The organism is Lacisediminimonas sp. (genome assembly GCF_030645335.1).
Lineage (GTDB): Bacteria > Pseudomonadota > Gammaproteobacteria > Burkholderiales > Burkholderiaceae_D > Lacisediminimonas.
Genome location: NZ_JAUSNH010000054.1, coordinates 1 through 12,486, shown reverse-complemented (window position 1 = coordinate 12,486; position 12,486 = coordinate 1). Strand labels below are relative to the sequence as shown.

The window sequence follows — 12,486 nt, the reverse complement described above, 5'->3', positions numbered from 1 at the left end:
CATAGTTCAGCAACTGGATGACGACGATCTTGGTCAGTTGATCAAGCAGGATCAGGATAAAGGCGATCCCGAGCCAGGGTGCGAGGCTGCTGCCAGACTTGCGAGCTGCGGGGATCTGTTGCTTCCTGGTTGCCATGTTTTCTCTTTTCAAATCCAAAAGGCTGGCGGCGCCCGTCATTCGGGGGCGCACGCCTGTTGAGCCGTGAACGGCTTAGGCGAAGCGGCGCTTTTCGCCGCTGCCGAACAGGTTACTGGTGCAGCGTGAGCAAAGACCCGGGTGTGCATGGTCGGCCCCGACGTCGGCCCGGTAATGCCAGCAGCGTTCGCATTTCTGGTACGGCGACGGCGTCACGAGCACTGCTTCGTCTGCTGCGCTGGCGACTTGCGTCACCTGCGCATCGGACGTAATGAAAACGAACTTCAGGTCGCCGTCCATGCTGGCCAGTGCGTTGAAACGCTCGGCGCTGGCCTTGATTTCCACCTGCGCCTGCAAGGATGAACCGATCGCCCCCGACACCCGCACATCTTCCAGCTGCTTCATGACGTCGGTCCGGACTTCGCGCAGCACGCCATACTTGGCCAGTAGCGCATCGGCGTCGGCAATCACCGGCAACTGGTGAAACTGCTGGGTGAAAATGGTTTCGCCGCCTTCTGTCCATGCAGCTTCGCCAGCAAATGCCGCCCAGGCTTCTTCGGCAGTAAACGACAACACCGGCGCCATCAGCCGCAGCAGCGACTGCGTGATATGCCAGATCGCGGTTTGCGCGGACCGCCGTGCCGGCGAATCGACGCCGCCGGTGTACAGCCGATCCTTCAGGATATCGAGGTAGAAGCCGCCGAGGTCTTCGGAGCAGTACATCTGCAGCTTGGCGGCCACCGGGTGAAATTCATAGCTGTCGAAATGCGCCAGGATTTCCGCCTGCAATTGCGCCATGCGGGCGATGGCATAGCGGTCGATCTCGACCAGCGCGTCGAGCGGCACGGCCTGGGCCTGGACATTGAAGTCCGAGGTATTGGCCAGCAGGAAGCGCAAGGTGTTGCGAATGCGGCGGTAACTTTCCACCACGCGCTTCAGGATCTCGTCGGAGATCGACAGTTCGCCGGAATAATCGGTGGACGCGACCCACAGGCGCAGGATTTCAGCGCCCAGCGTGTCGGACACCTTTTGCGGCGCCACCACGTTGCCCTTGGACTTCGACATCTTCTTGCCCTCGCCATCGACCACGAAACCGTGGGTCAGCAAGGCCTTGTAGGGCGGGCAGCCGTTGATCATCGACGAGGTCAGCAAGGACGAATGGAACCAGCCGCGGTGCTGGTCTGACCCTTCGAGATAAAGGTCAGCCGGGAAATGCGATTCGACAGCGTGCGAGCCGCGCAACACCGTCTGGTGGGTGGTTCCCGAGTCGAACCAGACGTCCAGCGTGTCGCGGTTTTTCTGGTACATCGCAGCGTCGTCGCCCAGCAGCTCACGCGGGTCCAGGCTATGCCAGGCTTCGATGCCATGCTGCTCGACCAGTTTGGCCACCTGCTCCAGCAATTCCGGCGTGCGCGGATGCAGTTCGCCCGTTTCGCGATGGATGAAAAATGCCATCGGCACGCCCCATTGGCGCTGGCGCGACAAGGTCCAGTCCGGCCGGTTCGCGATCATGCCGTACAGCCGCGCCTTGCCCCATGCCGGGTAAAAGGTCGTATTGTCGATACCGGTCAAGGCAGTCTGCCGCAGCGTTGGCCCACCGTCCTTCGGCGTGACGTCCATGCCGGCAAACCATTGCGAGGTGGCGCGATAGATGATCGGCGTCTTGTGGCGCCAGCAGTGCATGTAGCTATGGTCGAACATGACCAGCTTGAACAGGGCGCCCGCCTCGTCGAGCTTCTGGCAGATAGGCTTGGAGGCTTCCCAGATGGTCAGGCCAGCGAACAAGGGCAGCCAGGATGCGTAACGGCCGTCACCCATGACAGGATTCAGGATATCGTCATCCTTCATGCCGTGCGCCTTGCAGGACAGGAAGTCATCCACGCCATAGGCCGGCGACGAATGGACGATGCCGGTGCCAGTGTCGAGCGTGACATAGTCGCCCAGGTAAATCGGCGACAGGCGATCATAGCCCGGGTCCATTTGCCACAAGGGATGATGGAAACCGATCAATGCCAGCGCCTCACCCTTGCAGGTGGCGATGACGCGACCTTGCAGACCGTAGCGTTGCAGGCAAGCCGGCACCAGGTCTTCGGCCAGGATCAGCAATACCGGCTCATGCTCGCCTGCTGCGTTGGCACGCGTGGTTTCGACCAGCGCATAGGTGAATTCAGGATGGACATTCAGCGCCTGGTTAGCCGGCAGTGTCCACGGCGTCGTGGTCCAGATCACCGCATAGCCGCGCTGCACCGGCAGCGCCGGCAAGCCGAACGCCTGCGCGATGCGTTCCGGCTCGGCAAACGGGAAGCCCACATCGATGGCCGGATCGCGCTTGTCCTGGTATTCCACTTCCGCTTCGGCCAATGCCGATCCGCAGTCGAAACACCAGTTGACCGGCTTTAGCCCGCGGTACACATAACCCTTTTCCAGGATGGTCCCGAGCGCGCGGATTTCGTCGGCTTCGTTGCCGAAATCCATGGTGCGGTACGGGCGATCCCATTGGCCCAGCACGCCCAGGCGGATGAAATCACGTCGCTGCCGCTCGATCTGTTCAGTGGCATAGGCGCGCGACCTGGCCAGCACATCGGCGGTCGGCAAGCTCTTGCCGAATTGCTTTTCGATCTGGATCTCGATGGGCATGCCATGGCAGTCCCATCCGGGAACGTACTGGGCGTCATATCCCGCCAGCTGACGGGTCTTGACGATCATGTCCTTCAGGATCTTGTTGACCGCATGGCCGATGTGGATGTCGCCATTGGCGTACGGCGGGCCGTCATGCAGGATGAATTTCTGGCGGCCAGCGGCGGCGGCGCGGATGCGCTGGTAAATCTTTTTCTGCTGCCACTGCTCCACCCATTGCGGCTCGCGCCGGGCCAGGTCGCCGCGCATCGGGAACGCGGTCTCGGGCATATTGACCGGATACTTGCTGGCCGGCTTGCCGGACTGCTTGTTCGCGTGCTTGCCCGCCTGATTGTCGGATGGCGTCTTTGACTGCGTGTCCGATTGTGTCGGAGCCGGTTTCTGCTTGTCTGGCATGTGCTTGCTTTTCGGTGTCTGGTTGATCGAATCGGGGCTGTGCGTTTGGCGCAGCGTCAAATTCGATCGGTAGCGGAGACTGCTCCGCTGGCATGCTGACGGAACCAGGCGCGTGCCTGTTCTGCGTCGTTGTTGATGGCGGCGACCAGGGCGTCGAGTCCATCGTATTTCTTTTCATCGCGCAGCTTTTCCAGCAGCTCGACGCAGACCAGGCGGCCGTAGCATTGCTGGTCGTAGTCGAACAGCCAGGTTTCCAGCAATACCCGGCCGCTGTCGTCGACAGTCGGGCGCACGCCCAGGCTGGCAACGCCGGGCAATGGCTGCGGGCCCAGTCCATGCACCCGCACGACGAATATTCCCGAGGTGGCCGGGCGCTTGTGCGCAACCCGCAGGTTCATGGTCGGAAAACCGATCGTGCGGCCGAGCTTCTTGCCGTGGATGACATGGCCGGAAATCGCATAAGGATGGCCCAGCAGCGCCGCTGCGCGGCTAAAGTCGCCCGCGGTCAGCGCAGCGCGCACCGCCGACGACGAGATCCGCACGCCCTCGTGTTCCACTGCCGGCAGTGCATGGACTTCGAAGCCGAATTCAGCGCCTGCCTGCTGCAGCATGGCGAAATTGCCGGCGCGCCGGGCGCCGAAGCAGAAATCTTCACCCACCATCAGCCACTTTACATTCAAGCCCTTGACCAGCACCTGCTCGACGAAATCGCGTGGCGACAGCGCCGCGAAGTGCGCATTGAAATGCATGACGATCGCCCGCTCCACACCGGTTGCGGCCAGCGACTGCAGCTTGTCGCGCAGGTTCGATATGCGGGTCGGGGCAACCGACAAATCGCCAGCGGCCCGCGCAAAGAATTCGCGCGGATGCGGCTCGAAGGTCATCACGGCCGACGCAATGCCCAGGCGCGCAGCGGCCTCCCGCGTGTGCGAGATCAGGGTCTTGTGGCCGAGATGGACACCGTCGAAATTGCCGATGGTGAGCGCGCAGGGCGCGCGGGCCTCGGCATTGGGAATACCTCGAAATACCTTCATGCGGGGCCGGATCTGGTGCGATCGCCATTGGCACGGTTGGCCAAAATCAGCGGGTCGTCGAAAAACCGATCATTATAAGTGCTTTCCCCCGTTTTTCCCCGCACAAGGACGCCTGCCCAATGGCGTTCGCCGCCACAGCCGGCATGCGCCCAGCGCGCCTCCCGCATTCAGCCGCGCTCCCAGAGTCCGGACAGGGTAGACAGCGCAGCCATCGCCGCCGTCTCCGTGCGCAGCACCCGCGGGCCGACCGACAGCGCCAGCATGCCCTGCGCCGTGGCCAGGGCCTCTTCCTCGTCGGTGAACCCGCCCTCCGGACCGACCACGACGGCCACGGCCTGTTGCGGCTGGTGCGTGGCCCATTGAGCCAGCGACTGCGAGGCCCGCGGCGTCAGCAGGATGCGCCGGTGCAAGTCGTGGTGGCCGGCCCAGGCCGCGAAGTCGCTCGGCTGCGCCACCTGGGCCAGCCGGTTGCGGCCGCACTGCTCGGACGCCGCCGCGACAATCGCCTCCCAGTGCTGCACCCGCTTGCTGGCCCGCTCCCCCGACAGGCGCACCACGCAGCGGCGCGAGATCAGCGGCTGGATGCCGGCGGCGCCCAGTTCCACGCATTTTTCGACGATCCAGTCCATTTTCGACCCCTCCGGCAGGGCTTGGGCGATGGTCACTGCGAACGGCAGTTCCGCCTCGCGCGGGGAAAAATGTTTCAGCAGAGCCCGACTGCTGCGTTTTTCCACTTCGGAAAGAACCGCCAGGTGTTCGCCCCCCTCGCCATTGAACACACTGATTTCGTCGCCCGGCCGCAGTCGCAGCACCAGGATGTGGCGTGCAACGCTCTCGGGCAATTCAATTTCCGTGCCGGTTTGCAGAGGGAAGGGACAGTAGAAACGGGGCATCGGCGAGGCCTCAACAGACAAAGAAGGTGGGATCAGAAGTCCGGGTATCGGCCATGTCGTTTAACCCGGAACATCACTCTGGTAAAATTGTGGGCTTTGTTACTCGTCCCTTGCCGCGCCGCGGCACAGTTGGCTGGCATTTTACTTCTTCATCATGACATCGATCCCCACATCCACCCGAATGGCCAGCGCAATCCGTGCCCTGGCAATGGACGCTGTACAAAAAGCCAACTCCGGCCATCCCGGCATGCCAATGGGCATGGCCGACATCGCCGTGGCGCTCTGGGCGCGGCATTACCGCCACAATCCGGCCAACCCGCACTGGATGGATCGCGACCGCTTTGTGTTATCAAACGGTCATGGTTCGATGCTGATCTATGCGCTGCTGCACCTGACCGGCTACGACTTGTCGATGGACGACCTGCGCGGCTTTCGCCAGATGCACTCGAAAACACCGGGACATCCGGAAGTCGGCGTCACACCGGGCGTCGAAACCACCACCGGCCCGCTGGGCCAGGGCATCAGCAATGCGGTCGGCATGGCGCTGGCTGAAAAACTGCTGGCAGCTGAATTCAACGAGCCCGGCGCTTGCATCGTCGACCACAACACTTACGTGTTCCTCGGCGACGGTTGCCTGATGGAAGGCATCTCGCATGAAGTTTGCTCGCTGGCCGGCACGCTGCGCCTGAACAAACTGATTGCCCTGTACGACGACAATGGCATTTCCATCGACGGCCGGGTAGACGGCTGGTTCACGGACGACACACCCAAACGGTTCGAGGCTTACGGCTGGAACGTCATCGCCGATGTCGACGGTCACAATGTCGACTCGGTCGACGCCGCCATTGCCCGCGCCCGCAAGTCGGACCGTCCGACCCTGATCTGCTGCAAGACCGTGATCGGCAAGGGCGCCCCGAGCATGCAAGGCAGCGACAAGGTGCATGGCGCCGCGCTGGGCGACAAGGAAATTGCCGCCACCCGTGAGGCCATCGGCTGGAGCCACGCGCCGTTCGAAATGCCGGCCGAAGTCTATGCGGACTGGGATGCACGCCAGAAGGGCGCCGCAGTGGAACAGGAATGGAACGAGCGCTATACCGCCTACCGCGAGCGTTTTCCGGCCAAGGCAGCCGAGTTCCAGCGCCGCATGAAGGGCGAGTTGCCCGCCGCTTTCGAGGCGACCGTTGCCGCATATATTGCCAGTTGCATGGAAAAGAAGGAAACCATCGCCACCCGCAAGGCCAGCCAGAATGCGATCCAGGCGCTGGCCCAGGTGCTGCCGGAATTCCTCGGCGGTTCAGCCGACCTGACCGGCTCCAACCTGACCAACTGGAAAGAGTCGGTCGCCGTGCGCGACAACCAGGCCGGTAACCACATCAATTACGGCGTACGCGAATTCGGCATGAGCGCCATGATGAACGGCATCGCCTTGCACGGCGGCTATATTCCGTTCGGCGCCACCTTCCTGACCTTCTCCGACTACAGCCGCAATGCCTTGCGCATGGCGGCGCTGATGAAAATCCGCACGCTGTTCGTGTTCACCCACGATTCAATCGGTTTGGGCGAAGACGGCCCGACCCACCAGTCGGTCGAGCATATTTCCAGCCTGCGCCTGATCCCCAACCTCGACAACTGGCGTCCTTGCGATACCGTGGAATCGGCGGTGGCCTGGGCCCAGGCGGTTCAACGTCACGATGGCCCCAGCACGCTGATCTTTTCGCGCCAGAACTTGCCTTTCCAGGAGCGTACTGCAGCCCAGGTGGCGGACATTGCCCGCGGCGCGTATGTGCTGCGCGATGCGCCCGGCGCCAAAGCCGTGCTGATTGCCACCGGTTCCGAAATTGAACTGGCGGTCAGCGCCGCCGAGCGACTGGCTGCCGAAGGCGTGCCGGTGCGCGTGGTTTCCATGCCCAGCACGGATGTGTTCGACCGCCAGGACGCCGGCTACAAGGCCAGCGTGCTACCGGCCGGCATACCGCGCGTGGCGATCGAAGCCGGCGTCACCGCCTTCTGGCACAAATACGTCGGACTGGAAGGTGCCGTGATCGGCATCGACACGTTCGGCGAATCTGCGCCGGCCGGCGTGCTGTTCAAGCATTTTGGCTTCACGACCGACAAAGTGGTGGATGCCGTCAAATCGGTACTGGCCTGACTGGATCACAATTCAATAAGCAAGACACACTCAACTCCGGAGAAAAAAATGACTATCAAGGTTGCCATCAACGGTTACGGGCGGATCGGCCGCAATATCCTGCGCGCGCATTATGAAAGCGGCAAGAAAAACGATATCCAGATCGTTGCAATCAACGATCTGGGCAATGCCGACACCAACGCCCACCTGACCAAGTACGACACTGCCCACGGCAAGTTCCCCGGCACGGTCACGGTCGATGGCGACACCATGATCGTCAACGGCGACCGCATCCGCGTGTTTGCGCAGCGCAATCCGGCCGATATTCCCTGGGGCGAGCTGGGCGTCGATGTCGTGCTGGAGTGCACCGGCTTTTTCACCACCAAGGAAAAAGCCTCCGCCCACATCAAGGGCGGCGCCAAGAAAGTCATCATTTCCGCACCGGGCGGCAAGGACGTGGACGCCACTGTCGTGTTCGGCGTCAACCATGGCGTGCTCAAAGCCAGCGACACCGTGATTTCGAACGCTTCCTGCACCACCAATTGCCTGGCCCCGCTGGTCAAGCCGCTCAATGACAAGATCGGCGTCGTCAACGGCCTGATGACCACCGTGCATGCCTACACCAACGACCAGGTGCTGACCGACGTGATGCATGAAGACCTGCGCCGCGCCCGTTCGGCCACCATGTCGATGATCCCGACCAAGACCGGCGCTGCCACAGCAGTCGGCCTGGTGCTGCCGGAACTCAATGGCAAGCTCGACGGCTATGCGATCCGCGTCCCGACCATCAATGTGTCGATCGTTGACCTGTCCTTCATCGCCGCGCGCGATACGACGGTCGAAGAAGTCAACGCGATCATGAAACAAGCCGCCGACGGCCCGTTGAAAGGCATCCTGAACTACAACACCGAGCAACTGGTGTCGATCGATTTCAATCACAATCCGGCATCGAGCAACTTCGATTCGACGCTGACCAAAGTGTCAGGCCGCCTGGTGAAAGTGTCGTCCTGGTATGACAACGAGTGGGGTTTCTCCAACCGGATGCTGGACACGACCGTGGCATTGATGTCGGCCAAGTGACTTGATCTCGCTGGTGGTGGCATAACGGACCTGCGGGCAACTGCTGTTCAGTTAAGGTTTCTCTTCAATACACGAACGGCATATCGCTTGAGCAAGGGCTTAACGGCTCGGTCGAAATATCGGCTGGGCCGTTTTTTCGTTCAGGAGGGCAACCAGTCGCTGTCGAAGTCGTTGAGAAGTTAATCGGACAAATCAATCGTCACATGAATTGCCTGTTAGGCCGCGTTACTCTTCAGCGCCATCTGCCTTACGTTCGATCTCGATCTGCTTGACGACACGGTCAAAGTCGCTCTCGAACAACCTGTCCTGCACGATGCGGTACTTTTCGAACTCACTTTCGGCATGCGACCGCGCCATCTCGGCTGAGACCCTGCCAGCATCCTGCAGAATGTCGCGCTCGGTAAATTCGAGGAACGCATCCAGTCGCTTGGCCCAGTCTTCCATCGTCATCGGGATATTGCGATTGGCGCGATCCTCGGCCAAATCAAGGTACGAGCTGACAATGCGCCCGAGGGATTCCAGCTCCTGCGGGCTGAGGTAGTTCTTGGCGACGACCACATCGGTCTTGATGATCTTTCCTTCAGGGGCACGCTCCCACGACGTAAGCCCCATTCGCGGTTTGGTGCTGTCGGCGCGCTGCACGATCAACTCAGCCGCGGTGTGCCCATGGATGGCGAAATGCAATTTGTTCTGCACCTTGGCGAAAAAAGCCTTGGTAGTCGGCGCATCGCCGTTGTAATCCACGGCCGTGGCATAGATGTCCGTCACCTTTTGGTAGAACTTGCGCTCGGACAGCCGTATTTCGCGGATCTCGGCCAGTAAACGCTCGAAGTAGTCTTCGCCGAGGAAAGCGCCGTTTTCCAGGCGCTTCCTGTCCAGCACAAAGCCCTTGATGGCGAACTCCCGCAGCACGCCGGTGGCCCACTGGCGGAACTGGGTGGCCCGCACCGAATTGACCCGGTAGCCCACTGAGATGATGGCGTCAAGGTTGTAGAAATCGACGTTTCGGGTCACATTTCGGCTACCTTCTGTTTGAACTGTCCGGAATTTCCGGAGAGTTGACCCCCGCCCCAGTTCGCCGGATTCGTAGATGTTTTTCAGGTGTTCGCTAACCGTGCGCACATCCACCGCGAACAACTCGGCCATCAGCTTCTGCGTCAGCCAGACGGTTTCGTTTTCGTAGCGAGCCTCAATGCTCTGCTCGCCAGCCTGGCTGGTGAAGATCAGAAACTCGGCGGTGCTGTTGCGGATCAGCTTCTTGCCGTGGTTGGTCATGTCAGAGTGCTCTCCCATTAATCTCGGTCTTGTTGCCTGCGGGTAAGGCCTTCGGGCGCTTTCTGGCGCCCCTTCAGCTTCCCAGCACCGCTTCGTACAGCGCCTTCACTTGCCCCGCCTCGGCGTCCACCTTGCTCATCTCCACCCGCGCCTTGTCGGCGCCTTGCAGACGCAACTGGTGCTGCATGCGGCGAAAACGGCGGTAGGCGTTGGCGACGTCGAGCGATAGCCTGGCATCGACCAGGCCGAGTTCGCCGCACAATTTCAGCAGCGCGATATTGCCGATATCGGCAGTCAGCGCCGGATAGTGCGCGGCATGCAGCAGCACCAGGTATTGCACGATGAATTCGATATCGATCATGCCACCGGCGTCATGCTTGAGATCGAACTGACCGGACCGGTTGGGATGCGCTTCATGCAGCTTCTCGCGCATCGAGCGGATATCGCGCCGCAGCGTCGCTTCGTCACGCTGCTGGCGCAAGACCGCCGTGCGGATTTCTTCGAAACGCGCACCGATCTGCGCATCGCCCGAGCAAAAGCGCGCCCGTGTCAGCGCTTGGTGTTCCCATACCCAGGCCGACTGCTTCTGGTACTTCTCGAACGCATCGACCGTCGTCACCATCAGCCCGCTGGCGCCATCCGGGCGCAACGCGATATCGACATCGAACAGGATGCCGGCCGGCGTATGCGCAGTCATCCACGTGATGAAGCGCTGGGCCAGCTTGGCGTACAGCATCGGCGCATCCGGATGCTCATCGCGGTGCAGGAAAATCACGTCGAGGTCGGACGCATAGCCCAGCTCCTTGCCGCCCAGCTTGCCGTAGGCCACCACGGCGAACTGCGGCACCTCGCTGTGACGGTTGGGAATGGTCTGCCATACGGCATGCAGCGTCGCCCCGACCAGCACGTCGGCCAGCGCCGACAGGTGGTCCGCCAGCCGTTCCACCGTCAGTTTTCCTTCCAGGTCCTGCGCCAGCAGGCGCAGCAATTGCGCATGATGCAATTCGCGCAGCACATCCATCTGGCGCTCGGTGTCGCCCGGCACTGCGTCAAGCTGGCGGCGGCACTCGGTGGCAAACGATTCCCAGTCCGGCGTCGATTCCAGCGCGCGGTCGTCCAGCAATTCATCCAGCAGCAGCGGATGGCGTGTCAGGTATTTCGCTGCCCAGTCGCTGGCATTCATCATGCGAACCACCCGCGCCAGCGCCTGCGGATATTCCGTCAGCAAGGACAGGTAGGCGGCACGGCGCGCAATCGCTTCGAAGAAATCCAGTAGCCGCAACAAGGTCACCGTGCGGTTGTCCTCCGCTGCCGCCACCATGGCCAGGGCGTTATTGACCAGCGTCATCAACTTGGATCGGCTGGCGACCGGCAATGCCTGCAGGCGCGGCGAATTCATGCTGGCAAACAAGCGGCTGGCAGCGCCGGGGGCGTCATCGAAACCGAGGCTGCCAAGCTGCGTGGCGATTGTTTCTTCGCTGTCGTCCTCATTGAGCAATGGCGGACGCGGCGCGGCGCGTCCCGCGGTGCTGTCCGCACCGTTACCAGTTGCATTGCTGCCAGTGCTGCTGGGGGTCTTTTCGCTGAACATTTCATCGAACTGCGCGGCCACGAACTGCCGGTGCTGCGCCAGTTCCGCCAGCAAGGCATCGGGCGAATCGAAATTCATCATGCGCGCCACCAGCGCCACATCCCCGGGATTGGCTGGCAGGTTATGCGTCTGCGCGTCATCCAGGTATTGCAGGCGATGTTCCAGGTTGCGCAGGAAGGTATAGGAGTCCAGCAGCCCGGCCACCACTTCGGACGTGAGCAGGTTCTTGCGCGCCAGCGCAGCCAGCGTGATGCGGGTGGAACGGTCACGCAGCTCAGGGTCGCGGCCGCCGCGGATCAGCTGGAATACCTGGGCCAGGAACTCGATCTCGCGGATACCGCCGCGACCGAGCTTGACGTTGTTGCTGCGTTCCGGGTGCAGGTTTTCCTGGCGCTGCACCTCGGCGCGGATCTGCCCATGCATGTCGCGCAACGCATGGATCGCGCCAAAATCCAGGTAACGGCGGTAAACGAAGGGACGCACGATGGCCTCCAGCACGGCGATATCCTCCGGGCGGCCGGTAATGGCCCGCGTCTTGACCCAGGCATAGCGCTCCCACTCGCGCCCCTGCAGCATCAGGTATTGCTCGACCATGTTCATGCTGGCAACCAGCGGGCCGGATTTGCCGTTGGGCCGCAGCGCCATGTCGACCCGGAACGTGTAGCCATCCTCTGCCACGGCGCCGATGTCGGCGATCAGGCGCTTGCCCAGCCGGGAGAAAAATTCGTGGTTCGACAATTGCCGCTGGCCCTCAGCCGTGAGCTGCGTTTCGCCGTCCTCGTTATAAACGAATATCAGGTCGATGTCGGACGACACATTGAGTTCATGCCCGCCAAGCTTGCCCATGCCGAGTACTATCAGTTCTTGCGGCGTACCGCTTTCTTCGCCGGTCGGTGTGCCATGGGTCGCCACCAGTTCGGCGTACAGCGCCTGCTGGTGGGTGCGCAGCACGAAGTCGGCAAAGTCGGAAATGGTGGTGACCACTTCGTGCAGATCTGCCGCGCCGGTCAGGTCGCGCTCGATCAACACGGCCATCACCAGGTTGCGTACCCGTCGCATCGCCCGTGGCAGTGCCATGCCGGCGGCGGTTTCGTTTTGTAACAGGCGAGTAAAATCAGCGGTGGAGAGGGATAATCCGGCCAGGCTCCCTACTTGTTGCGCCCGGGCCGGGTCGGCATTCAACCATCGGTGGACGAAGCGCGAGTCGCGGGCATCAGTCAAATTTTTTTTGGTCATGAAAAGATAAAACGAGAGGGTTGATCTTGCTTCTGCCTGTACCGCCTGTATTGCCTGTACTGTCCGTTTTTCCCAGCCTT

7 protein-coding genes are annotated in these 12,486 nt (G+C 61.7%); 2 read left to right on the top strand and 5 right to left on the bottom strand.

Going from position 1 to position 12,486, the window contains the following annotated elements; all coding sequences use genetic code 11:
• Positions 1 to 211: 211 nt before the first annotated feature.
• From ileS to Q7T64_RS04200, 3 genes are all read right to left on the bottom strand, one after another.
• A complete protein-coding gene (ileS, locus tag Q7T64_RS04210; RefSeq protein ID WP_304791685.1) occupies positions 212 to 3,043 on the bottom strand; it encodes an isoleucine--tRNA ligase in 2,832 nt (943 codons plus the stop codon).
• Between the two features lie 182 nt (positions 3,044 to 3,225).
• A complete protein-coding gene (locus Q7T64_RS04205) occupies positions 3,226 to 4,203 on the bottom strand; it encodes a bifunctional riboflavin kinase/FAD synthetase (protein ID WP_304791679.1) in 978 nt (325 codons plus the stop codon).
• Between the two features lie 167 nt (positions 4,204 to 4,370).
• The gene (locus tag Q7T64_RS04200) at positions 4,371 to 5,096 is read right to left on the bottom strand and encodes a 16S rRNA (uracil(1498)-N(3))-methyltransferase (RefSeq protein WP_304791675.1); all 726 of its coding nucleotides are present in this window, start codon (positions 5,094 to 5,096) and stop codon (positions 4,371 to 4,373) included.
• A 181-nt stretch (positions 5,097 to 5,277) separates the two neighbouring features.
• Between Q7T64_RS04200 and tkt the strand changes: the two genes are divergently transcribed.
• Positions 5,278 to 7,245: a transketolase gene (tkt, locus tag Q7T64_RS04195; protein WP_370653249.1), complete on the top strand. Its 1,968-nt coding sequence runs from the start codon at positions 5,278 to 5,280 to the stop codon at positions 7,243 to 7,245.
• 48 nt (positions 7,246 to 7,293) lie between these two features.
• On the top strand, positions 7,294 to 8,304 hold the full coding sequence (gene gap / locus Q7T64_RS04190; RefSeq protein ID WP_304791669.1) for a type I glyceraldehyde-3-phosphate dehydrogenase: 1,011 nt from the start codon (positions 7,294 to 7,296) through the stop codon (positions 8,302 to 8,304).
• A gap of 225 nt (positions 8,305 to 8,529) precedes the next feature.
• Here gap and Q7T64_RS04185 read toward each other — a convergent pair whose 3' ends face one another.
• Both Q7T64_RS04185 and glnE read right to left on the bottom strand, forming a co-directional pair.
• Entirely contained in the window at positions 8,530 to 9,579 is a 1,050-nt protein-coding gene (locus Q7T64_RS04185) for a virulence RhuM family protein (protein ID WP_304791666.1), read from the bottom strand.
• A gap of 73 nt (positions 9,580 to 9,652) precedes the next feature.
• Positions 9,653 to 12,457, bottom strand: coding sequence for a bifunctional [glutamate--ammonia ligase]-adenylyl-L-tyrosine phosphorylase/[glutamate--ammonia-ligase] adenylyltransferase (gene glnE / locus Q7T64_RS04180; RefSeq protein ID WP_304791682.1), 2,805 nt, complete (start codon positions 12,455 to 12,457; stop codon positions 9,653 to 9,655).
• Between the last annotated feature and the right edge of the window lie 29 nt (positions 12,458 to 12,486).